The 22,329-nt window shown below is 59.2% G+C and carries 18 protein-coding genes; 10 read left to right on the top strand and 8 right to left on the bottom strand.

Annotated elements, in window-relative coordinates:
• Positions 1–51 precede the first annotated feature (51 nt).
• From BGE01nite_RS15405 to BGE01nite_RS15390, 4 genes are read left to right on the top strand one after another with little or no spacing between them, the layout of a single operon-like run.
• Positions 52–840 (top strand): IclR family transcriptional regulator, encoded by a 789-nt coding sequence (locus BGE01nite_RS15405; RefSeq protein ID WP_146851376.1) that lies wholly within the window; start codon positions 52–54, stop codon positions 838–840.
• Positions 837–4,577 (top strand): DUF1553 domain-containing protein, encoded by a 3,741-nt coding sequence (locus tag BGE01nite_RS15400; RefSeq protein WP_146851375.1) that lies wholly within the window; start codon positions 837–839, stop codon positions 4,575–4,577. The genes BGE01nite_RS15405 and BGE01nite_RS15400 overlap by 4 nt, the downstream gene beginning before the upstream one ends.
• A complete protein-coding gene (locus BGE01nite_RS15395) occupies positions 4,574–6,010 on the top strand; it encodes a DUF1501 domain-containing protein (RefSeq protein ID WP_146851374.1) in 1,437 nt (478 codons plus the stop codon). Before BGE01nite_RS15400 ends, BGE01nite_RS15395 begins: the two co-directional genes overlap by 4 nt.
• 26 nt (positions 6,011–6,036) lie before the next feature.
• Complete coding sequence (locus BGE01nite_RS15390; RefSeq protein ID WP_246145732.1) at positions 6,037–7,419, top strand: DUF1501 domain-containing protein; 1,383 nt, start codon at positions 6,037–6,039, stop codon at positions 7,417–7,419.
• Positions 7,420–7,434: 15 nt separating this feature from the next.
• Here the strand turns inward: BGE01nite_RS15390 and BGE01nite_RS15385 are convergent, their stop codons facing one another.
• The 5 genes from BGE01nite_RS15385 to BGE01nite_RS15365 all read right to left on the bottom strand — a co-directional run bounded on the left by BGE01nite_RS15385 (position 7,435) and on the right by BGE01nite_RS15365 (position 12,749).
• Positions 7,435–8,262 carry a CE1 family esterase gene (locus BGE01nite_RS15385; protein WP_174770051.1) on the bottom strand — a complete coding sequence of 276 codons (828 nt, stop codon included), beginning with the start codon at positions 8,260–8,262 and terminating at the stop codon, positions 7,435–7,437.
• A gap of 145 nt (positions 8,263–8,407) precedes the next feature.
• Positions 8,408–8,887: a type II secretion system protein gene (locus tag BGE01nite_RS15380; RefSeq protein WP_146851372.1), complete on the bottom strand. Its 480-nt coding sequence runs from the start codon at positions 8,885–8,887 to the stop codon at positions 8,408–8,410.
• Between the two features lie 431 nt (positions 8,888–9,318).
• Positions 9,319–9,939, bottom strand: coding sequence for an HAD-IA family hydrolase (locus BGE01nite_RS15375; RefSeq protein ID WP_146851371.1), 621 nt, complete (start codon positions 9,937–9,939; stop codon positions 9,319–9,321).
• A gap of 47 nt (positions 9,940–9,986) precedes the next feature.
• Entirely contained in the window at positions 9,987–11,783 is a 1,797-nt protein-coding gene (lepA, locus tag BGE01nite_RS15370) for a translation elongation factor 4 (protein WP_146851370.1), read from the bottom strand.
• 201 nt (positions 11,784–11,984) lie between these two features.
• Positions 11,985–12,749: a hypothetical protein gene (locus BGE01nite_RS15365; protein ID WP_146851369.1), complete on the bottom strand. Its 765-nt coding sequence runs from the start codon at positions 12,747–12,749 to the stop codon at positions 11,985–11,987.
• Between the two features lie 112 nt (positions 12,750–12,861).
• On the opposite strand from BGE01nite_RS15365, the gene ruvB reads away from it, so the two are divergent.
• The 3 genes from ruvB (at position 12,862) to BGE01nite_RS29975 (ending at position 15,845) form a co-directional block, all read left to right on the top strand.
• Positions 12,862–13,866 carry a Holliday junction branch migration DNA helicase RuvB gene (ruvB, locus tag BGE01nite_RS15360; RefSeq protein ID WP_246145731.1) on the top strand — a complete coding sequence of 335 codons (1,005 nt, stop codon included), beginning with the start codon at positions 12,862–12,864 and terminating at the stop codon, positions 13,864–13,866.
• A 1,001-nt stretch (positions 13,867–14,867) separates the two neighbouring features.
• Complete coding sequence (locus BGE01nite_RS29395; RefSeq protein ID WP_218033000.1) at positions 14,868–15,449, top strand: hypothetical protein; 582 nt, start codon at positions 14,868–14,870, stop codon at positions 15,447–15,449.
• 69 nt (positions 15,450–15,518) lie between these two features.
• The gene (locus tag BGE01nite_RS29975; RefSeq protein WP_484479027.1) at positions 15,519–15,845 is read left to right on the top strand and encodes a MafI2 family immunity protein; all 327 of its coding nucleotides are present in this window, start codon (positions 15,519–15,521) and stop codon (positions 15,843–15,845) included.
• Here BGE01nite_RS29975 and BGE01nite_RS15350 read toward each other — a convergent pair.
• The 3 genes from BGE01nite_RS15350 to typA form a co-directional block, all read right to left on the bottom strand.
• Positions 15,759–16,712 carry a class I SAM-dependent methyltransferase gene (locus tag BGE01nite_RS15350; protein ID WP_146851367.1) on the bottom strand — a complete coding sequence of 318 codons (954 nt, stop codon included), beginning with the start codon at positions 16,710–16,712 and terminating at the stop codon, positions 15,759–15,761. The genes BGE01nite_RS29975 and BGE01nite_RS15350 overlap by 87 nt on opposite strands.
• 389 nt (positions 16,713–17,101) lie before the next feature.
• Positions 17,102–17,557 (bottom strand): IS200/IS605 family transposase, encoded by a 456-nt coding sequence (tnpA, locus tag BGE01nite_RS15345; RefSeq protein ID WP_146851366.1) that lies wholly within the window; start codon positions 17,555–17,557, stop codon positions 17,102–17,104.
• 417 nt (positions 17,558–17,974) lie between these two features.
• A complete protein-coding gene (typA, locus tag BGE01nite_RS15340) occupies positions 17,975–19,819 on the bottom strand; it encodes a translational GTPase TypA (protein ID WP_146851365.1) in 1,845 nt (614 codons plus the stop codon).
• Positions 19,820–20,096: 277 nt separating this feature from the next.
• Between typA and BGE01nite_RS15335 the strand changes: the two genes are divergently transcribed.
• Genes BGE01nite_RS15335 through BGE01nite_RS15325 form a run of 3 tightly spaced genes read left to right on the top strand, consistent with a single transcriptional unit; the run spans position 20,097 to position 22,249 of the window.
• Positions 20,097–20,423, top strand: coding sequence for a hypothetical protein (locus tag BGE01nite_RS15335; protein WP_146851364.1), 327 nt, complete (start codon positions 20,097–20,099; stop codon positions 20,421–20,423).
• Positions 20,424–20,441: 18 nt separating this feature from the next.
• Complete coding sequence (locus BGE01nite_RS15330) at positions 20,442–21,272, top strand: hypothetical protein (RefSeq protein WP_146851363.1); 831 nt, start codon at positions 20,442–20,444, stop codon at positions 21,270–21,272.
• A 5-nt stretch (positions 21,273–21,277) separates the two neighbouring features.
• Complete coding sequence (locus tag BGE01nite_RS15325) at positions 21,278–22,249, top strand: glycosyl hydrolase family 18 protein (RefSeq protein WP_170266810.1); 972 nt, start codon at positions 21,278–21,280, stop codon at positions 22,247–22,249.
• Positions 22,250–22,329 lie beyond the last annotated feature (80 nt).

The raw sequence follows: 22,329 nt of genomic DNA, 5'->3' as shown, positions 1-22,329 counted from the left end.
CGGGAATGATGCAAGAATTCTAAATCTGGAATCGATTCTAGATTTGGAAAAATGGAACTCGCCCCTCAAACCATCCCCCTCGACGATTCCTCGTCCGCCCCCGGCACGGAGCGCACGCTGGCCATCCTGGAACTGCTTGGCCGTCATCGCGCCGGACTGAACCTCACGGAGATCGCCCGCGAGCTCGGCCTGCCCGTGAACTCGGTGTTCCGGATCAGCAACACGCTGCACAATCGCGGCTACCTCCAGCGCCGCGAGGACGACAAACGCTTCGTTCTCACGAACAAGCTCTTTGACCTCTCCCGCCCGCAAGTGCGTGAAAAAAGTCTGGTCGTCTGCGCCTTGGAATCGCTGAAATGGCTGCGCGATACCACGGGCGAGACGGTGCAGCTCCTGACCAGCGTGAATCATAAGATGACCGTGCTGGAGCAGTGCATCTCCACCCAGCCGATCAAGGTCAGCAGCACGGTCGGCCTGCAGGTGCCGATGTATTCCTGTGCGCCGGGCAAGGCCACGCTGGCGCATCTGCCCGTGGCGGAACTTGAGGGCTTCTTTGAGAAGGTGAAGCTGAAGCAATACACGCCGACGACACTCGCCACTCGTGAATTGCTGGAGGCCGACCTGGGCAAAACCCGCAAACGTGGTTATGCCACGGACATCGCGGAAGGTCTGGAAGGCATCCACTGCGCGGCGGCAGCGGTGCTGGATGAGTATCGCTATCCGGTCGCGGCCATTACCGTCATGGCACCGAGCTTCCGGCTGAAGCGTGACCAGTTTGATCAACTCGGCCAGCTCTGCATCGAAGCTGCTGTAACCATCAACCGGAGGCTCCTGGCATGAACAAGACGCTGCTCATCTCCGCATCATCGCTTCTCGGCAGCGCAGTCCTCGCGGCCACACCGCAGCAGGTCGAGTTCTTCGAATCAAAGATCCGGCCGATCCTCGCGCAAGAATGCTATGAGTGCCATAGCACGGCCACCAAGCAGAAGGGCGGGCTGGTGCTGGATTCACGCGCTGGCTGGCAGGCGGGTGGTGATTCGGGAGATGTCCTGAAGCCCGGCAATCCTGCGGTTTCCTTGCTCATCCAGTCCATCAAGCATGAGCACGATGACGAGGACATGAAGATGCCCAAGAACGGCGCAAAGCTGGATGACAAGGTCATTGCCGACTTTGAGCAGTGGATCCGTGATGGAGCGGTGGATCCGCGTGACGCACCACCTTCCAAAGAGCAGGTCGCCAAAGAGACCGACTGGAATGCGGTGTTGCAGCGTCGCAAGCAGTGGTGGGCGTTTCAGCCGATTGCCCAACCAAAAGCGTCTCAAAGTGTTGATGGCTTGCTGGATGCGGAACTCCAGAAGAATGGACTGACGGCCTCGGCGCCCGCGGATGCAGAGACTCTGCGCCGACGCACCGCTTATGTGCTGACGGGCCTGCCGCCTGACAAGGCCGGGGCCCAGGTGTCTCATGAAGCTTATGTGAACGAGCTTCTGGCGTCGCCGCACTTCGGTGAGAAGTGGGCGCGCCATTTCATGGACTGGGTTCGCTATGCCGAGAGCTATGGTTCGGAGGGGGATCCTGCGATTCCGTATGCTTATCAATACCGGGACTATCTGATCCGTGCCTTCAATGAGGATGTGCCGTATCCGCAGCTCGTCAAAGAAGCCATCGCCGGTGACCTGCTGGCGAAGCCTCGGGTGAAGAATGGCCTCAATGAAAGCGCCATCGGCATCGGCCAGCTCCGCATGGTGCTGCATGGCTTCTCCCCGGTGGACTCGCTGGATGAAATGGTGACCTTCACAGACAACCAGATCGACACCGTCACGAAGGCGTTCCAGGGCCTCACGGTGAGCTGCGCCCGCTGCCATAACCATAAGTTCGACGCGATCTCGCAGGCCGATTTCTATGCCATGTATGGCATCTTCACCAGCACGCATCCGGCGGTGATCGATGTGAATGCTCCTGGCACTGGCAAGGCCGAGCGTGAAGAGCTGGCCAAGCTGAAAGTGCAGATCAAGGATGCGGTGGCCGAGCATTGGTTGAAGACCGCGAAAGGCAATGCGGCGGATCGTGCGGACGTCAAGCCTCCAGGCCTGTCCAAGTATGAGTGGATCTCCAATGGAGTGAACCTGACCAAGGCGGGTGAGTTTGCTGTTGCCCTGGAAGGTGATCGCATCGTTTCCCAGATCTATCCGGCGGGTTATTTCAGCAATGTGCTGACGACGAAGGATCGTGCTGTTCTCTTCTCCAAGCGCTTTCAATGCGAAGGCGGCACACTGTGGTTCCGTGTGGCTGGCAATGGTGGCGTGAAGGCCAAGTATGTGGTGCAGAACTATCCGCGCACTGGAACCATCCACAAGGCGGTGGAACTTAAGGAGGCTCGCGATGAGAAGCTGGGCTGGAAATCCGTGGACCTCGCCTTCTGGAAGGGAGACGAGATCTTCATCCAGATCATGACCTCAGCAGACATGCCGGCGGAGTTCATGGACGGGGCGCGCTCGTGGTTCGGTCTGACGGATGTCATCATCACGCAGGACAAGACTCCACCGACCACGGAGGAGCGCTTTGTCTTCTCCAAGCCAGATGCCATCAAGGCCTGGCGAGATGGGACGCTCACCGATGCCCATGCGGAAGGACTCAACCGACTGCTTCAAGCAGGTGAGCTGGAGAACAAGCTGGAAGTGATTCCGGAGGTCAGTGGGCTGGTGAAGCGCTATCGCGAGGTCGAGGCGAAACTGCCGATGCCGACCCGCGTGCCTGGAGTGATCGAGGCCGATGCGAAGGATGCCGCGCTTTTTGTTCGCGGTGATCACAAACAGCCTGCAGAGCTGGTGCCGCGGCGGTTCCTGGATGCGCTGGACCCGGCTCCTTTCAAAACCAGCGGCAGCGGACGTCTTCAGCTCGCCGAGCACATGGCGGACATGAAGGTCAATCCACTGACCGCGCGTGTGATCGTGAACCGCCTGTGGCACCACGTCTTTGGTCGTGGGATCGTGGCCACCACGGACAATTTTGGCAAGCTGGGTGATGTGCCCACGCATCCGGAGCTGCTCGATTTCCTTTCCCAGCACTTCATCGAGAGCGGAGGTTCCATCAAGGACCTGCTGAAGCTCATGCTTACCTCCAAGGCCTTCCAGAGAAGTGCTGAAGCCTCGGCATCGAGCGCGCAAAAGGACCCGGAGAACAAGCTGCTGAGCCACTGGAGCATTCACCGGATCGAGGCGGAGTCTATTCGTGACTCGATCATCTCCCTGTCAGGGAAGCTCAACCCCGCGCTCTATGGCGAGTCGGTCGGCAATGGTGATCCAAGACGCAGCATCTACGTCAAAGTCATCCGTAACTCACTCACGCCCTTCCTAACCACCTTTGATGCGCCGGTGCCCTTCGCCACGCGTGGCAAACGTGATGTGACGAACGTGCCTGCGCAGTCGCTTGCACTGCTCAACGATCCACGCGTGATCGACTGGTCGCGGAGCTGGGCACTGCGCACGATAAATGAGGACAAGGACCGCGCCGATGATCTGCGCATCCGCCAGATGTTCCGTGAGGCGTTTGCCCGTGAAGCCAATGATGAGGAGGTGAAGCAGAGTCTGGCCTATCTGGATGTGCTCCGGGCGGAGAGCGATGTGCAGTCTCGTGAGCTTGCGGTTGAGGAGAAGAAGCTCACGGATCTGAATCGTCGGATCACCGCCATCCTTGCTCCCGTGCGGGAGAAACTGTTCCCGGGTCAGGCATCGGTGACGTCGGCCTTGTCCGCGCCATCGCCCCTGGCCGAGTGGACCTTCGACAAGGACACGAGTGATGTTAGAGGCAAACTCGATCTCACCTTCAGTGGTGCTGCGCGTATCGAAGGCGGTGCACTGGTGCTCGATGGAAAGTCCATGGCGGAAAGCGGTGCGCTGCCGAAGAAGCTCACGGCGAAGACGCTCGAAGCCTGGGTCCTGCTGGACAATCTCACCCAGCGCGGCGGCGGGGTGATGACCGTGCAGGAGCGTGATGGGGGCTTGTTTGACTCCATCGTCTTCGCCGAGAAGACCCCGCAGCACTGGGTGGCTGGCAGCAACTTCTTTGAGCGCAGCGAGCTCTTTGACGGCACTTCAGAGACCGAGGCTGCCACGCGTCCGGTGCATGTAGCGGTCGTGTATCAAGCTGATGGTACGATCAGTGGTTACCGTGATGGCAAGCCTTACGGACGCACCTATCGCAAAGCTCCTGGAGCTGTCTTCGAGGCAGGGAAGAGCCAGATTCTTCTCGGCTGCCGTCACGGTAAACCTGCGGGAAACAAGGGGCTCAGCGGCCGCATCTATCGTGCACGTCTTTATGATCGCGCGCTCACGGCAGAGGAGATTGAGCAGACCTCGCGCATCGAGGCCACCACTGTTTCCGAGGCGGACATCCTCGCCGCGCTCAGTAATGAGCAACGCGCCGCCCTGACGAGTCTACAGACTCAGCGTGATCAAGTGAGCCAGAGTCTCGCCGCCGCACGCGACCACCTCAGCGATGACAATCCGCAACTGCAAGCCTGGACCAGCCTGGCCCAGTCCCTGATCAACCTGAAGGAGTTTATTTACCTGCGATGATCACGCCCCCGAACATTCCCACGAACCTTTCTCGTCGCTCTCTGCTTTCGCGTGCGTCCACGGGCTTTGGCATGGCTGCTTTGGCAGGCCTGATGCAGGAGGAAGCGCAGGCGGCGCTGCCGCTGGTGCATCGGTCGAAGCGTTTCGCGCCGAAGGCACGCAGCGTGATCTTTCTCTACATGAGCGGCGGTGTGTCGCACGTGGACTCGTTTGATCCGAAGCCGATGCTTCAGAAGTATGCGGGCCAGCCCATGCCTGGGGGCGCGATCAAGACGCAGTTCAACAATAACGGAACCCTGCAGCCGTCTCACTGGGCCTTTAAGAATCGTGGCCGTTCAGGTCTGCCGGTGAGTGATTTGTTTCCGCAGATCGGCGGTGTGGCAGACGATCTCTGCGTGGTGCGCAGCATGACGGCGAAGTTCAGCGAGCATGCGCAGGGAAACTTCTTCATGCATACAGGGTTCCCCTTTCTAGGCTTCCCGAGCGCGGGGGCCTGGACCAGTTATGGACTCGGGACGGAGTCGCGTGATCTGCCGGGTTACATGGTGCTGCAGAGTGGCGATGCGCGCACACCGCATGGCGGTGTGGGTTTGTTCAGCAATGGCTTCCTTCCGGCGCAGCATCAGGCGAGCATCGTGCAGGCAGATGAGGCGGAGGCGGTGGACAACATCCGCCCGCGTCAGCCGCTGGGCATGCAGCGCAAACAGTTAGACTTCATCGGCGCGATGGATCGGCGCTTTGCCAAAAATACACAGCGTGACATGCATGTGGAGGCGGCGATCTCCAACTACGAGATGGCCTGGCGCATGCAATCTGCGGTGCCTGAACTCTGCGACATCTCTGGTGAGACGGAGGCGACAAAGAAACTCTATGGCCTCGATGATCCCGAACCGAAAAAGGCCGCCTATGCACGCCAGTGCCTGCTGGCGCGCCGTCTTGTCGAGCGTGGTGTGCGCTTCATCGAGCTCAGTGCGCTGGGCTACAACATCGGTGGCGGTAACGCGGCGAATCCGTGGGATCATCACAGCCAGGTGAAGGAAGGCCATGGCATGGTGGCAAACCAGATTGACCAGCCCATCGCCGCGCTCATCAAGGATCTCAAAGCCCGCGGCTTGCTAGACAGCACCCTGCTCGTGTGGGCCGGTGAGTTTGGCCGCACGCCCTTTGCTCAAGGCTCCAATGGCCGCGATCACAACCCGCATGGCTTCAGCATCTGGATGGCCGGCGGCGGTGTGAAAGGCGGGCATGTGCATGGCGCGACCGATGATTTTGGCTACAAAGCCACTGAGGATGCCTGCACGGTCTATGACATGTGGGCCACAGTGCTGCACCTGATGGGTGTGGATCATGAGCAGCTCACGTATCGCTTCAGCGGGCGAGATCTGCGCCTGACGGACGTGCATGGAAATGTATTGAGAGATATCATTGCCTGATGAATCCGCTCCTCACACGCAGACACATGCTTTCCACTGCCTCCACAGGCTTTGGCCTGACGGCGCTGGCGGGACTGATGCAGGCGGAAGCTTCACCGGTGGTGCATCGCTCGAGGCGTTTCGCGCCAAAGGCACGCAGCGTGATCTTCTGCCACATGAGCGGCGGTGTGTCGCATCTCGACTCCTTTGATCCCAAACCGCTGCTGGAGAAGTATGCGGGGCAGCCCATGCCGGTGGAGGTCAAGAAGACGCAGTTTAACAACAACGGCACGGTGCAGCCCTCTCACTGGAAGTTCAGCCAGCGTGGGCAAAGCGGCATGCCGGTGAGCGAGCTGTTCCCACACATGGCCACGCTGGCGGATGAGATCTGCGTGATCCGCAGCATGACGGCGAAGTTCAGCGAGCATGCGCAGGGAAACTTCTTCCTGCACACGGGCTTCCCGTTTCTGGGATACCCGAGCGTGGGCGCATGGACCAGCTACGGCCTGGGCACGGAGTCACGGGATCTGCCGGGCTACATCGTGCTGCAGAGCGGAGGTGCGAAGCCTGCTCATGGTGACGTGGGATTATTCAGCAACGGCTTTCTCCCCGCGCAGCATCAGGCCAGCATCATCCAGGCGGATGAAGCGGAGGCGGTGGAGAACATCCGCCCGCGTCAGTCTAACCAATTACAGCGCAAGCAGCTCGACTTCATCGGCGCGATGGACCGTCGTTTTGCGGGCACCACGCAGCATGATCTGCATGTGGAGGCGGCGATCTCAAACTACGAGCTCGCCTGGCGCATGCAGTCGGCCGTGCCTGATCTGTGCGACATCTCCGGCGAGACGGAAGCGACACGAAAACTTTACGGCATGGATGGACCGGACTCTCCACGCACCGCCTATGCACGGCAATGTCTGCTCGCCAGACGTCTGGTGGAAAAGGGCGTGCGCTTTGTGGAGCTGAGCTGCCTGCCGCAGAAGCTGGGCGGGAAGCAGGCCGCGAACCCCTGGGATCAGCACGGGGAGATCAAAATAGGCCACGCGAACATGGCGCATCAGGTGGACCAGCCCATCACCGCGCTGATCAAGGACCTGAAGTCACGCGGTTTGTTAGACAGCACACTGGTGGTGTGGGCGGGCGAGTTTGGCCGGACACCTTTTGCTCAAGGCACGGATGGTCGTGACCATAACCCGTATGGATTTACCATCTGGATGGCAGGCGGTGGCCTCAAGCGCGGGCACATTTACGGCGGCACGGATGAGTTTGGTTATCATGCCATCGAGAACGCCTGCACCATCTATGACATGTGGGCCACCGTGCTGCACCAGATGGGCATTGATCACGAGCAGCTCACGTATCGCTTCAGCGGGAGAGATCTCCGCCTCACGGACGTGCACGGGAATGTGCTGCGCGATGTGATCGCCTGAGTGAGCGAGCCGAGATCATGGCTTGCCGGCTGTCTTCGCGGCTTTCGAATGCTCCTTGAAGAACTTCACGATGAGTGCCGGTGCTTCCTTCAGAAAGCCATGCGCGCCAGGATGGATGCAGGTCACCACGGGATTCCCTGATTTCGAGACATACTCTGTGCAGAGCTTGGAGTCACCCCACGCGTGGCCTTCACCACATTGATTGTTCGTCTTCAGGTTCTCGATCAGGGCCTTCTGCCATTCATACTTCACCAGAGGATCCGTTTCCCCGGCCACATGCAGCACAGGCTTCGGCATGAGAGCCAGGTTTCCACGCCCGCCAAAGAAAGCGGCGGAAGGTGCCATGGCGGCAAAGACCTCTCCACGCGTCTGCCAGAGCAGGTAGGTGAAACCACCGCCATTCGAGTGCCCGGTGCTGTAGATGCGGTTTTCATCCACCTTGTAGTCACGCTTCAGTTGCGCGAGCACGGTGTCAAAGAGCTTCAGATCCCGATCACCCTGATCTCCTGCGCGGCTCTGCCATCCCGGCTTTTTGCCTTCCGGATCCGTGAGCCGTCCGGGCGTGTTGAGTCCCTGAAGATACACGCTGACAGCCTCAGGCCAGACCTTGTGATAGCCAAAGCTGCTGGCGGCATTGTTCATGCTGCCGCCATGACCGTGCCAGGCAAAGATGACCGGGGCAGGGGACACCCGAGCGGACTCTGGAATGTGCACCATGCCCTCCCTCTTCACCCCATCCACCTCCCAGGTCAGGATGAGATCACCTGTGGGCGCGGGTTTCACATCCGCCATGGCCTGGATGTTCAGGAGTAAGAATGCGAGGAGGAGAAATGAATGCTTCATGCAGTGCCTCCTTCAACAGGGCGAAGTTCCGCTGGTTGTGTCCGGGGGGAAATCTTTCAGGGCCTCCAGACACAAAAAACCCGCAAGAGTTGCCTCTTGCGGGTTTAAGTCTTTTCAGGTTCAGGCGGTCTTAAACCGCAGCTGATTAGTTACCTGGGTTGTAGATGATGCGGTTGTTGGCTGGGTCAAAGCCAAGATACTTGGCAGCGACACCTTCTTCCGTGTTGTCGATGTTGCCGGTGGTGAAGACCTTGCCGGAGAAAGCACCATCGGTAGGGCTGACGTCTGCGCCGCCATCAGCAGCACCTTCAGCAGCGTCCACGATCAAGAGCTGCTGGGCGGATCCATCCGTACCCACCAAGTTAGCTGCGCCTGGGTTTGCCACGGTGTTGATCGGGGTGGAGCCAAGGACGGCGGTGAAGTCCACGCCAGCAGCGGCGGCGGCGTTCAGCACGGAGGCGATGGACTGAGCATTGCGCTTGGCGGTAGCTTCGCGGGCGCTGACGTTGATGGAACCGATGTTCGGGATGGCGATGGCGGCGATGATGCCGATGATCGCGATCACGACGAGCATTTCAACAAGGCTGAAGCCAGCCTTCAGGGAGGTAACTTTGGTGTGTTTCATGATATCTTGGTATTTTGGGCTGTTGGATTTGAGGGCTCCGAGTTCCAATTTCCAGAAGGGAATTTTCAATCGAAGTATGGTATTTATAGCAAATCACAAAATGCCCGCAACAACAATTTTCATATTTATCACATTTTTCTGACAGCACTCTTTGGTTGTGAGTTCTTGGTGAGAACTTAGTGGTGGAAGAGTCAGAACTAAGTTGCTCGAAATCAAGACATTAGGCCTTCCTGCGGAAAGCATGTCTCACTCGGCTCGCTTTGCTTTTATTTCTTGTCCGTATAGATGCTACGACACTTATTGAAGGTTAGGGTGATGAATCAGCAAGGCTGCAAAGGCCTCATTCGATCAACATCAGAGCTCTCAATCGCTATGTCCCAATGGCGAGATAGCGGTTCGCGCGCAGTCAGATTCGTCGCTCAAAGTAGCCGTCAGTGTGTCACAACGCCCTGCTTCTCCAGCCACTGAGCCAGATCCTTCTCCAGCGCCTCATGCTGACTCATCTGATAATGATGCGTGTGAAAACCCAGCTCACGTGCCGTGGCGATGTTCGCCTCCAGGTCATCAATGAAAAAGGTGCGCTCTGGATCCAGCGAAAGCTCCTTCGCCGTCACATTGAAAATGGAAGCATGCGGCTTGCTGCACTTCGCCGAGTAGGAGTACACGCCGCCCTGGAAGTGGCGGAAGATATCGAAGGAGCTCAGGAGATAGTCTTTGTGCAGTCCGCTCGTGTTGGAGAGCAGATACATGGGCAGATGGCCCTGCAGGCCTAACAGCGTTTTGTCCATGGCGCTGTTCTCCGCAAAGATGTCACACCAGATGTGGCGGAACTGATCTGGTGTGCCGCGAAATTCCAGAAGCTGGATGGCTTCTGTGACAAAGGTGTCGTCATCCATGTCCCCGTTTTCATACGGGAGCTTGATCGGGTCCAGCCTGGTCAGCAGCAGCTCCGCCGGATGCGGGCTGAACTCGGTGGCACGCGTGGCCGCGATCTTGAAATCAAAGGTCACCAGCACATTGCCGATGTCTGAGAGGATCGCAGGCTGGGACATGCTGTGAAAAATGAATGAAAAGTTGGCTAGGCCAAAAGCGGCAGGCCTTAGTTGTTCTTCAGCACCTCGATGAACGCTTCCTGCGGAATGTTCACGCGGCCGATGGACTTCATGCGCTTCTTACCTTCCTTCTGCTTCTCCAGCAGCTTGCGCTTACGGGAGATGTCACCGCCATAGCACTTCGCCGTCACGTCTTTGCGCAGCGCGCTGATGCTTTCACGGGCGATGATCTTGCCGCCGATCGCCGCCTGGATGGCCACCACGAAGAGCTGCTGCGGGATCACTTCCTTCAGCTTCGCGCAAAGCTGGCGTCCACGGCTCTCAGCCTTGCTGCGGTGAACGATGCAGGAGAAGGCATCCACAGGCTCGCTGGCGATGAGGATGTCCATCTTCACCAGTTCCGCAGGCTGCGTGCCGGCGTGCTCATAGTCCATGCTGCCGTAGCCACGGGTGATGGATTTGAGCTTGTCATTGAAGTCCACCAGGATCTCATTCAGCGGCAGCACCGTGTGCAGCAGCACGCGGCGGTCATCCAGCGTCTCGGTATTGTTCACCACACCGCGCTTGTCCATCACCATCTGCATGACGTCACCGATGTTTTCGTTCGGGATCATGATGTCCACCTTCACGATCGGCTCGCGGATCTCTTCGATCTCGTTCGCCGGTGGGAGGAAGGTCGGGTTGTCCACCTGCAGCTCGGTGCCGTCCGTCTTCCGCACATCATAAATGACGGACGGATACGTCGAGATGACATCCATGTTAAATTCACGGCGTAGACGCTCCTGCACGATCTCCATGTGCAGCAGGCCCAGGAAGCCGCAGCGGAAGCCAAAGCCCAGCGCGGCGGAGCTTTCCGCCATGAAGGTAAAGGCCGCGTCATTGATCTGCAGCTTGCCCACGGCCAGCTTCAGCGCCTCGAAGTCATCCGTGCTCACCGGGTAGATGCCGCTGAAGACCAGCGGATGGATCTCTTTAAAGCCTGGCAGCGGCTCCGGCGCAGGCTTGCGTGATTCAGTGAGCGTGTCACCGATCTTCACATCCGCTGTCGTCTTCACGTTGGCGATGATGTAGCCCACATCGCCAGCTTCCAGCTTCTCGCAGGGCACCATCTTTGGCCGGAAGGTGCCGAGATCCTTGATTTCAGAGTCGTTGCCAGAGGCCATCAGGCGCACCTTTTGACCACGGATGATCGTGCCGGAGATCACACGCACATAGCTCACCACACCGCGATACGGATCGAAGATGGAGTCAAACACCGACGCGCGCAGATAGCCGTCACCTGGATCTTTCGGAGGCGGGCAGAAGGCCACGATGGCCTCCAGGATATCTTCGATGCCGATGCCCATCTTCGCGCTCGCAGGCACGGCCTCGTCGGCAGGCAGCTGCAGGATGTCCTCGAGCTGGCGCTTGCACTTTTCGATGTCCGCGCTCGGCAGGTCCACTTTGTTGATCACCGGGATCACGTGCAGGTTCTGCTGCAGCGCCAGGTTCAAATTCGCCACCGTCTGGGCTTCCACACCCTGGGAGGCATCGATCAGCAGCAGCGCGCCTTCACAGGCAGCGAGCGACCGGCTCACTTCATAGCTGAAGTCCACGTGCCCAGGAGTGTCCAGCAGGTTGAGCTTGTAGTCTTTCCCGTCGCGCCCCTTGTAGTTCATGCATACCGGGTGCGCCTTGATGGTGATCCCGCGCTCCCTTTCCAGGTCCATCGCATCCAGGAGCTGATCCTGCTGCTCACGCACCGTGATGGTCTTGGTAAACTCCAACAAGCGGTCGGAGAGCGTGGTCTTTCCGTGATCGATATGGGCGATGATGGAAAAGTTGCGGGTGTTTTCGATGGGCATCCGGGGGGCGGGCGGCGGTTTGGGGGTCGTCTTCTTACTCCCGAAGGGGGGGAGGGTCAAGGGGCGGGGCAGCCTACCGCCACCCCGTCGGGTCGATTTATACCCAGCGTCACGCTCTGGGAGCATGGAGTGCTGGAGGTTTGGGCACCAGCTCAACACCCCATGACTCCACTACTCCATCACTCCCGGCCGTTCACACCCTCACTTCGCCGGCACAGGCTCAGCATTCCAGACCTTGATGTCGTCAAAACTGCCCGTCTTGCCAGCCACCCCGAGCTCGATCTTGGACTTCGTCGCATGGGCGATCCCGGAGGATTTCAGGAAGCCCATCGGCTGGCCGTCGATCGTCACGCGCATCTCATCACCCACCGTTTCCACCACCAGCGTGTACCATTTGCCCGTCTCCAGCTTCGCCGGAAAGGTCGCCTGGCGTCCCACCAGCAGCTTTGCCACCTCGGCCTTCTTTGCCGGGTCCTTCTTCATCTCATAGATGTCATTGCGCATGTTGCCGTCCTTCTCGTCGATGATCGTCACACCCGTGAGGCGCACCTGCGCGCGGCAGATGTGGCCGTAGTGGCAGCCCGTGTACTTCCGGTCATCAAACTCCACATCGATCATCGTCGCGCCCTCAAACTTGATGCGGCACTCCACCACACTGTCCTTCGTCGGGATCTCCAGGCCATGCACCGCCGCATGCGCCTTGATCACACTCTTGCCGTCTTTGGAGGGCATGTCCTTCTCACGAGTCTGCGTGCCCTTCATCTCGCCATTTTCAAAGGTGAACGTGTCCACCACCTTGTGCCAGGGCTTCGCCGGCGGGCTGCTCTGAAAGTCATCGGAGAAAAGCAGCTCCTTCTTCGCCGAGATCGCCTGGGCAGGGATCTCCGGCAGCTTTGGCGCATCAGCAGCCAGCACAGCGGAGGTGGTGAGAGAAAGGAGGGCAGGAACGAAAAGACGGGGTTTCATGGTTGGGGTGAAGTTCAACGTGGGAGGTGCCACAAGGATTGCAATGATACTGTTCAGTGCTGACGCCAGCCTTGCCATCAGCCACCCGTCGTTTAAAAAGACCCATCCGCCTGTGAATCCCACCCTTAACGAAGCCGACTCTCCTTTCGATCTCGCCCTGCGTCCGGCGAACTTCGACGACTTCCACGGGCAGACCAAGGTCAAAGAGCAGCTCCTCGTCATGGTGCAGGCCGCCAAGATGCGCGGCGAGCCCCTGGACCACGCCCTCCTCTGCGGACCTCCAGGCTTGGGCAAAACGACACTGGCGAATCTCATCGCCAGCTCTGTCGGTTCAAAGCTGCACACCACCAGCGGTCCGCAGATCGAAAGGGCAGGGGACCTCGCCGGCATCCTCACCAATCTCCAGGAGCGTGACATCCTCTTCATTGACGAGATTCACCGCCTCCACCCCAGCATTGAGGAGTACCTCTACCCGGCCATCGAGGACTTCCGGCTGGACATCATCATCGATCAAGGCCCCAAGGCCCGCACCATCCGCATCGATCTACCGCCTTTCACCCTGGTCGGTGCCACCACGCGTGCCGGCATGCTCACCGCCCCCATGCGCAGCCGCTTCGGCATCCCGAACCGGTTGGACTACTACACCGTCGAGGAGCTTCAGCACATCATCATGCGCTCCGGCCGCCTCCTCGCCGTGCCCATTGAGGAAGACGGCGCCCTGGAGATCGCCCGCCGTTCCCGCGGCACCCCGCGTATTGCGAATCACCTCCTCCGCTGGGTCCGCGACTACGCCCAGGTGAAGGCCCAGAGCGTCGTCACGCAGGACGTTGCCCACCACGCCCTCACCATGCGTGACATTGACGAGACCGGTCTCGACGAGATGGACAAGCGCTTCCTCGAAGCCCTCATCCACAAGTTCGATGGCGGCCCCGTCGGCCTCAACAGCGTCGCCGTCGCCGTCGGTGAGGACGCCTCCACCCTGGAGGACGTCCACGAGCCCTACCTCGTCATGCAAGGCTTCATCAAACGCACCCCCCGCGGCCGCGTCGCCATGCCCGCAGCATATCGTAAGTTAGGCCTCGTGCCACCCGTGAGCGGACAGGCGGAGCTGTTCTAATAAAGTAGCCATCACACTCCGTGTGATGAGCCGAGGATCCTGCCACCTCAAAGGATCCATTACCACCCCACGACGCACCGCCTCGGTCTCCTTTCCGTGTCTTCCGCGTGTTCCGTAGACCCTGTCAAAAACCGGTTGGATCTACTTGGATTCACCTGGATCGGCCCGAGACCACCTTCCTCCGAAAGGTGAGCCCACTCCGCCATCTCCCACAACCTCCGAGCCTTGATTCACCTTGATCTGGCTGGATCGCCCCCTCGTGGCGGCTGGCGTCAGCCCGCCGTCCCTGAACGCCGTCATCTCCCTCTATCCTGTCAGTCTCCCAAGGAGGTTGGATCAGGTTGGATTGACTCGGATCGCCCCGTGTAGCGGCCGAAGTGAGTCTGCCGTTCTTTGAACACCGCCATCTCCTCCGCCCTGCCATTTTCCCTCCAGGTCGGATCCACTTGGATTGAGCCGGATCGCCCTCCTCTCCCAAACCACCGTAAACAACTGTCAACCACAGTAAACCACCGTCGACGGCTCCCGTCCTTCCCCAGCCCCAAAGGGGCAAGACAGCAAAGCGAAGGGCAAGCGGGCGCAGCCCGTGCAGCCCTGGAAAAACCACCCGCATCATCCAACCTCACAGAGCCCTGAAAGGGCGAGACAGAGCAGCGAACTCACGCCCCCTCCTCTCCATCACCAGCTCCCTTCCCTTTCCGCGTCTTCCGTGTGTTCCGTAGCCCAATCAAAGATAACCCGAGCTTCTCCGAACGCCTCAATCCCGACCTTCGAGCGCTCCGTCGTTTCCAGAGGTCTCCCGAAAAACAACCGTAAACAATCGCCAACCACATCCAACAATCCATTCTCTGAAGCATGCTGCGAAGGACTAACCGCAAACGGTTACCCGCACCCTTCATCACCTTCACTAATTCGCAAACGGACCCAAGCGGACCCTTTGGACACCGTGTTTCCGCCTTGAATACCATCCCAACAAAGTCCTGGGTTAGACCGCAAATAACATGAATGCCGATCAACTTGCTGAAATCCGTCCCGCTCTCCGGGAGGTCGCTGAAGGTGCGCCCAACACCTGCGTGACATTCGAAGTCGAAGGCGCTCCTGAAAATTGGATACAAATTGTCGGCCGGACGATTAACGCGGCTTACCCTTATTCCGACAGCCCGGAGGAGAAACTACTCTCTCTGGGACTGCCCCAACTTCCTGCACAGCTTGCGAGTTGGGAGTCGGACAGATTCGCTACATTTGAGCTGGCTGAGTTCCAACTCAACACCGTGGCAGAGTGGATCGATGCTTACTTCGTTGGCGTCTTGGGGGGTGTTGAGGGTGAATATCACCTCGATGTAATCATGGGATCTAGCCCCATCCAAGACCGCCCGCCCATACAGGCCTGCGATGAATGCGGCGGCGACTACATCACCGCCTCGTCTCAAATGTGGAAGCTGTGCACGGAATGCTCCCACTACCTGTATGGCTATCCGCTGTGTGATCATGTCTTCGTTGGAAAGAAGTGCACCAAGTGTGGATGGTCCGGTACTCGTTCGAAATACATCCGCAAGATCATCAAAGCTCAGAGCGAGGAATAGCCACCTGCCTGACGGCCAAAAACCTGAGCACGGCTTCTGACATCCGACGCTCATCTCACACTGACATCCATGGCCTCCTCTGACACAAAGCTTCACGACCGAGTACTGCTGTCGGTTCAGCGCGCTCTGGTGGGAGAGGTCACAACTCAGATGCGCTTCATCGGTGTGGAATTCTGCCCCGAGAGCATTCACCTGATTGTCTGGCATGACGGTGCGATGCACGAAAGTATCATCGAGGACTTTGATGCTGGCACAGTCACCCAGGTCGTCGCGGATTTCTGCTGGCCGGAGCGTGGCGACCCGCAGGTCTCATTCGAGTTTGTCCGCTGTGATTATCCTCAGCGTCCCGACTTCAGAGGCACACTTGTCTATGGTCGCTGCGAGGCTGCGGCCTGACCTTTTAGGCAAGGCCCCTCCCCCCAGCCACCAGCAAAAACCACCGCTCGGCACCGGCAGCACATCTTCCGCACCACGCAGCTGCATCTCCCCATGCTCCAGCGTCCCCTTGTCACCAAACTCCTGCAGCAGCAGATGATGCAGGGAGATCGGTGTCAGCTCCGGCGTGTGACAGGACAGCAGCACACCCAGCGGCTCGTCCGACATCAGCTTGCCTAACAAAGAAAGCAGATTTGGCAGGTCGTTCTCGATCTTGAAGACCTCCCCCTTGGCACCGCGACCATAGCTCGGCGGATCCAGAATGATCAGATCATACTTCCGCTCACGGCGCAGCTCGCGCTCCAGAAACTTCGTCACATCATCCACGATCCAGCGGATCGGCTTGTCATCCAGTTGGTTAAGCCCCGCGTTCCCCCGCGCCCAGTCCACCATGCCCTTGCTCGCATCCACATGGCACACTTCAGCACCGCCATGCGCCGCCGCCAGCGTGCTGCCGCCGGAATAGGCAAAAAGGTTCATCACCTTCGGAGCACGCTGATGTTTCTTGGGATAAGCCGCGCACACCTCGCGGATGCGCCGCCACTGGTCGCGCTGCTCCGGGAAGATCCCCAGATGCCCGAAGTCCGTGCTGCTCAGCTTGAAGCGAGTCCCGTCCACATCAATGTCCCAGGTCTCCGGCAGCTTGTCACGCCCGCGCCATTGGTTGCCACCGTCGCGAAAGAACGTCGCCGTGGCCTTGCGCCAGTCAGACTCAGGCAGCGTCTTCTTCCACACCGCCTGCGCACAGGGGCGTGAGAGCACCACAGAGCCAAAACGCTCCAGTTTCTGAAAAGAGCCGCTGTCGAGAAGTTCGTAACCGGTTGCCATGGAAAAGCCAAGGCTTGCCACAAAATCCGTCCTTCGCAGGGAATTTATCACAGGAATGTGAGCGCCGAAGTCGCGGAGCGTCCCGGAGTGCGGTGGCAGAGAGGCACGGGCCACCGTGCCTCGGCGACACCGCTATCGTGCGCATCCGTCACCTTCATATTTTCCCAGGATTCCCAATCGGATTACTCTCAAAGCCCCCGCCCTCCACGATTGCTCATGACCTCCTGGTCTCTTAGCGCCAAAGGCGCGTCCCATCATAGCCTGGGGTTTCAACCCCAGCGAAAGGCACGCGCCATCACCGGAAAGCGCTGAAAGCGCGTGTCATGCACTCCACACGTAGCCAGATTGACCCACCTCCGAAATCCCTCCCACGCGCCGCCAAGAAGAGGTCAATCCCACACATACGCTTCATCATACTCCATCCCATACTTGCTGAGCAAAGCGCGGAACTCCTCCTGAAACGTGCGCTTGGCATGATGCGCCTCCTGATCCTCGATGTACTGCACCAAGTCAGTGAGCTGACTCTTTCCAATGGAAAACATGCCGTAACCTCGCTGCCATGCGAAGTCCGCATAGCTCTTGCGATCCTGTTTCTCCAACCAATGATTAGAGGCCGTCTTGAGTTCTTTGACCAGATCACTCTGAGTCATTGTCCTCGGCAACGTGAGCGCCAGATGCACATGATCCGCCACTCCTCCGACTCGATAGGCCATGCATCCATGACTCCGAGCGACCTCCGCCATGTAAGCGTGAAGACGTGGTCGCATCTCTTTCAGAACGAAGGGAATCCGGTCTTTCGTGCTAAACACCAGATGAACGATCACAAGCGACAGTGATTGCGGCATGAAATCAAGTTAGGTCAAGAGCGCGCGACGGGTCGAGCATTTTCTCAGCGCCAAGGGCGCGTCTCAATACAGCCTGGGGTTTCAACCCCAGGGAAAATGCGCCCAACCACCGGAAAGCGCTGAAGGCGCGTGTCATGGACACGGCGGATGATTCCTTCACGCGAACCTCCGAACTGCATGACACGCGCTTTCAGCGCTCCCCCATCTTCCACGCACGCCATTCCCTGGGGTTAAAACCCCAGGCTTTAATGCCGCGCACCTTTGGTGCTTTGTAGTCGACCAGTCTGTTGAAGCTAGACAGCCATCGAATCCACGGCCCTCGATTCACTGGAAGAAGTCCACAAACAAAACAGCCCGGAAGCGAACTCCCGGGCTGTGATGGGGTGAATGAATCTCTGAATTCAGCAGTCGCTGAGATCAGCCTGCGGCTTCGATCTCGGCTTCCATCTTCTTCTTCTCACGCTGGCGCTGGCTGGAGTCCAGTGTGCGCTTGCGCAGGCGGAGGTTCTTCGGCGTGCACTCCACGAGCTCATCAGGGGCGATGTACTCGATGGCGCGCTCAAGGCTGAACTTCATCGGCGGGGTGAGCTGGATGCCCTTGTCACCACCAGCGGCACGGAAGTTCGTGAGCTGCTTGGCGCGTGTCGGGTTCACCGGCAGATCGTCCGTACGTGGGTTTTCACCGATGATCATGCCATCATAGACCTGGTCACCAGCGGTGACGAAAAGCTTTCCGCGGATCTGGATGGTATCCAGCGCGTAGGAGGTGGCTTCACCAGCCTCGGTGCTGACCAGCGTGCCGCTGCTGCGGGTCTGCATGTGACCGGCGTGCGGGGCATACTCGCGGAAGAGATGGCTGTGAATGCCGTGACCGCTCGTCAAGTTCATGAGTTCGAACTCAAAGCCGATCAGACCACGCGTCGGGATGTAGGCCTGCACGGTTGTGCGGCCGTTGTGGGCGTTCATGTCTTCGATGCGGCCTTTACGCTCGGAGATGCTCTTCATCACCGGGCCGAGGTAATCATCCGGCACGTCGAGGTAGAGGGTCTCAAACGGTTCGCAGACGACATCGTCGATCCTCTTGGTGATGACCATTGGGCGGGAGACCAGCACTTCGAAACCTTCACGGCGCATCTGCTCCACCAGCACGGCGATCTGCATGGCACCACGGGCGCTGACGTCAAAGATACCGGCGGTGTCCGTGTCCTTGAAGGAAAGCGTCACGTTCATCTTCTGCTCACGGTCCAGGCGGTCACGGATCTTGCGGGAGGTGACGTGCTCACCTTCGCGACCGGCGAGCGGGCCATCGTTCACAGCGAACTGCATGACGATGGTTGGAGGATCAATGGCGACGAAGGGCAGGGCAGGCGCGTCGGCCGCACCGGCGATGGTTTGACCGATGTCGACGTTCTCAATGCCGCTGATGCCCACGATGTCACCGGCGCCGCCTTCCACGGAGTCACTCGTGGTGAGTGTGGTGTATTGGAAGACCTTCGTGACTTTGAAACCCTGGGGTTTTTCTTCAGGCGTCTTGCCCAGAAGGAACACTCGGTCACCCAGCTTCACGGTCCCACGGGTGACTTTGCCGATGGACACACGGCCCACGAAGTTATCCCAGTCGATGTTCGAAACGAGCATCTCAAAGCTGCCTTCGAGCTCAGCCTTGGGCTCGGGGATGTGCTTGACGATCTGCTCAAGGATGAAGGTCATGTCCTTCTGCTCGCCATCCGGCTTGTCAGTCACCCAGCCAGCGCGGGCGCTGCCGTAAATGAAGGGGGCGTTGAACTGCTCTTCGGTGGCCTCAAGTTCCATCAGGAGTTCCAGCACCTTGTCATGAACCTTCGCAGGCTCGATGTGCGGGCGGTCCATCTTGTTGATCAGGATGATCGGCTTGATGCCCTGCTGCATGGCCTTTTTCAAAACAAAGCGCGTCTGCGCTTGCGGGCCTTCATAGGCGTCCACCACCAGCATCACGCCGTCCACCATCTTCATCACGCGCTCCACCTCGCCGCCGAAGTCGGCATGGCCAGGGGTGTCCACGATGTTGATGATGTGATCATTCCAGTGAACGGAGGTGTTCTTGGCCTTGATGGTGATGCCCTTTTCCCTTTCCAGATCCATGCTGTCCATGGCACGCTCGGCGATGGCCTGGTTCTCACGGAAGTTGCCGCTGGCGCGGAGCAGGGTGTCCACCAGAGTGGTTTTGCCGTGGTCGACGTGCGCGATGATGGCGATGTTCCGGATTTTTGAGGGGGGCGTCATGGTTCTTTAGGGGGCGGGGGCGGAAAAAGGGCGCGGAGACTACCCGCGAACCGCGTTTTGGCAAACGAGGGTTTTGACACCAGCGGCCTGCTCCTGGGAAAAGACGGGGAAATACAGCAGAATTTGGCCGCTTGGGGGCCGTGGGCATCGCTCTCCCATGCCGTCCCGGGTGAGATGCTCTTCCCCCGTTCGGTGCCGTATCAGCTATCAGGAAATTGTAAAAAGCCCCTTGCGTGCTTCTGCGGTTCCTCATTAGCATCTAGAGAATATGCCGTTTATGAGACGCTCCCTCCTCCTGCTGGCCCTGATGATGGCCTGCTCCAGTTGTGACAAACGTGGCCCCGTGCGCACCCAACTTCAGGTGGCGGAGGCCGAGCTGAAGACCAAGAAAGCTCAGCATGCCACGCTTCAGGAGGAGTCCAAGGCCGCCTCCAGCACCCCCATGGCCACCGGCCAGTCCCAGATTGACCGCCTGACCAAGGAGGTCGAGGACCTGAAGGCCTCCATTGAGGAGGTGAAGCAGCGCAAAGCGGCCGAGGAAGCGAAGAACGCCGCCATCAAGGCCGAGAAGGACGCCTATCTCGCCAAGCACACCAAGCTCTAACAGATTCCCACCACCCTCATGGACGGCAAAATCTTTCTCTACCTCATCCTGATCGGCGCGGCCTTGGGCGGTTCCTACAAGCTCTACCTGGACCAGGATCTAGGTGAGCTGAACACCAAGCTCATAGTCGTCCGTCAGGAGATGACGGGTGTGCAGTCGCAGATTGATCAGATCAGTGGCCAGCTTCAGCGCCGGAGTTCGGTGACGGATCTGACCAAGACCCTCGCCACCCTGAAGGACGAGAAGGTCCGGTTGGAGGCCGAGATTCAGGCTGTCGAGGCTGAGCGCCCTGCCTTGACAGAGGGCATCCGGGCCGCCATCGCCCAGATCCGCCAGCAGACCGTGGGCATGCGCTTTGACGAACTATCCTTGGCCACAGGCTCGCCCCTGAAAAATGCTCTCATCCAGGAGGTCTCGGATGATGAGATCGTTATCAAGCACTCTCTCGGCATCCGCCGGGCCAGAGCCAGCGAATGGAACGCCGATCTGAAGGAGCGCCTGCGCCCCGGCGCACTGGCAGACACCAAGCCTGTCGCTGACGCCGCCGCTCCACCAGCTCCCGTGTCGTCCGCTCCTGAGGGCGTCATGTCTGAGGCTCGCCAGAAGCATGGGAAAAAGATCCTGGATGCCCAGCTCGCCACGCAAAAGATGCAGCGTGATCTCACCAGCCTGGAGGACTTGCTGATGCAGGCGGAGAAAGAGCTGAACTCCAACCCCTCGGCTTCGCGCAAATACTACATCGAGGGCCGCAGGACCCAGTATGCAGGCCAGATCGCCGCCCAGAAGGCCCGCGTGAGCGCCGCGCAGGATGCTCTGCGCCGCCTCGAGGCCGAGCCGCCTCCGCCCTGATGCTGATGCCGAACCAACGATGCGTCATCGCGATCTGCGCGCTTCTCCTGTCGGCCGTCCTGGCCCAGGCGCAGTCAAAGGTCGTGGCCTACGTGCCGAACTGGATTGATCTCGGGGCCTTCGCGAAGACCATCGACTACTCCAGGCTCACGCACGTCAACGTCGCCTTTGAGAATCCCGTGAACGGGGAAGGGGAGCTCTCCTTCAACCCAGACAACAAGGTCTTGATCGAGAAGGCCAGGGCCGCGGGTGTGAAAGTGCTTGTCTCCATCGGAGGAGGGTCGGCTTCGTCTGAAAAGAAGATGCGCCAGCGCTATTTTGATCTGTTGAAGAAAGCCCGGCGCTCGAAGTTTGCGGCCCAATTCGCCGACTACGTGGTGAGCCATGGTTTCGATGGCCTGGATGTCGATCTCGAAGGGCCCGCCATCAATGAGGACTACGGTGCTTTCATTGATGAACTGGCGACCCTCCTCAAACCCAAGGGCAAACTCCTCACCGCAGCCCTGTCCCAAGGTTACGGAGGCGACAACGTGCCCGCCAGCGTCTTTGCGCACTTCGACTTCGTCAACATCATGGCCTACGACGCCACCGGTCCCTGGGACAAAGAGGGCAGCGGTCAGCATTCTTCGTTAGACTTCGCCAGGAGCAATGTCGCCTGGTGGTTGAAGCGCGGGCTTCCCAAATCCAAGGCCGTGCTCGGCGTGCCCTTCTATGGCTACGGCTTCGGCAAAGCCTACAAGAGCGATGAATACTCCTATGCGGACATCATCGCCGCCCATCCCGGTGCCGAGAAGAAAGATCAAGTCGGAGAAACCATCTGGTACAACAGCATCCCCACCATCAAGGCCAAAACCCAGCTCGTGCTCGATCAAGACCTCGCCGGCATCATGATCTGGTCCCTGAACTCTGACGCCCCAGGAGACCACTCCCTCCTCAAAGCCATTGACGAGACATTATCACCGAAGTCGCGGCAGTGACATGGACTGCGGCAGCCTGCTGCCGGGAGAAAAGCCTCGATTGAACTCAGGACATTTCTGTGTTGGCGAGGGCCAGCAGG

The organism is Prosthecobacter gellanilyticus, from assembly GCF_007992435.1.
GTDB lineage: Bacteria > Verrucomicrobiota > Verrucomicrobiia > Verrucomicrobiales > Verrucomicrobiaceae > Prosthecobacter > Prosthecobacter gellanilyticus.
Note: the sequence above shows the minus strand (reverse complement) of the source record. Positions and strands in the feature narration are given on the sequence as shown.

What these genes read in the sequence shown, in the direction of transcription:
- BGE01nite_RS15405 (WP_146851376.1), top strand. Translation starts at nt 52, where the DNA reads ATGGAACTCGCCCCTCAAACCATCCCCCTCGACGATTCCTCGTCCGCC.
- BGE01nite_RS15400 (WP_146851375.1), top strand. Translation starts at nt 837, where the DNA reads ATGAACAAGACGCTGCTCATCTCCGCATCATCGCTTCTCGGCAGCGCA.
- BGE01nite_RS15395 (WP_146851374.1), top strand. Translation starts at nt 4,574, where the DNA reads ATGATCACGCCCCCGAACATTCCCACGAACCTTTCTCGTCGCTCTCTG.
- BGE01nite_RS15390 (WP_246145732.1), top strand. Translation starts at nt 6,037, where the DNA reads ATGCTTTCCACTGCCTCCACAGGCTTTGGCCTGACGGCGCTGGCGGGA.
- BGE01nite_RS15385 (WP_174770051.1), bottom strand. Translation starts at nt 8,262, where the DNA reads ATGAAGCATTCATTTCTCCTCCTCGCATTCTTACTCCTGAACATCCAG.
- BGE01nite_RS15380 (WP_146851372.1), bottom strand. Translation starts at nt 8,887, where the DNA reads ATGAAACACACCAAAGTTACCTCCCTGAAGGCTGGCTTCAGCCTTGTT.
- BGE01nite_RS15375 (WP_146851371.1), bottom strand. Translation starts at nt 9,939, where the DNA reads ATGTCCCAGCCTGCGATCCTCTCAGACATCGGCAATGTGCTGGTGACC.
- lepA (WP_146851370.1), bottom strand. Translation starts at nt 11,783, where the DNA reads ATGCCCATCGAAAACACCCGCAACTTTTCCATCATCGCCCATATCGAT.
- BGE01nite_RS15365 (WP_146851369.1), bottom strand. Translation starts at nt 12,749, where the DNA reads ATGAAACCCCGTCTTTTCGTTCCTGCCCTCCTTTCTCTCACCACCTCC.
- BGE01nite_RS29395 (WP_218033000.1), top strand. Translation starts at nt 14,868, where the DNA reads ATGAATGCCGATCAACTTGCTGAAATCCGTCCCGCTCTCCGGGAGGTC.
- BGE01nite_RS29975 (WP_484479027.1), top strand. Translation starts at nt 15,519, where the DNA reads ATGGCCTCCTCTGACACAAAGCTTCACGACCGAGTACTGCTGTCGGTT.
- BGE01nite_RS15350 (WP_146851367.1), bottom strand. Translation starts at nt 16,712, where the DNA reads ATGGCAACCGGTTACGAACTTCTCGACAGCGGCTCTTTTCAGAAACTG.
- tnpA (WP_146851366.1), bottom strand. Translation starts at nt 17,557, where the DNA reads ATGCCGCAATCACTGTCGCTTGTGATCGTTCATCTGGTGTTTAGCACG.
- typA (WP_146851365.1), bottom strand. Translation starts at nt 19,819, where the DNA reads ATGACGCCCCCCTCAAAAATCCGGAACATCGCCATCATCGCGCACGTC.
- BGE01nite_RS15335 (WP_146851364.1), top strand. Translation starts at nt 20,097, where the DNA reads ATGAGACGCTCCCTCCTCCTGCTGGCCCTGATGATGGCCTGCTCCAGT.
- BGE01nite_RS15330 (WP_146851363.1), top strand. Translation starts at nt 20,442, where the DNA reads ATGGACGGCAAAATCTTTCTCTACCTCATCCTGATCGGCGCGGCCTTG.
- BGE01nite_RS15325 (WP_170266810.1), top strand. Translation starts at nt 21,278, where the DNA reads ATGCCGAACCAACGATGCGTCATCGCGATCTGCGCGCTTCTCCTGTCG.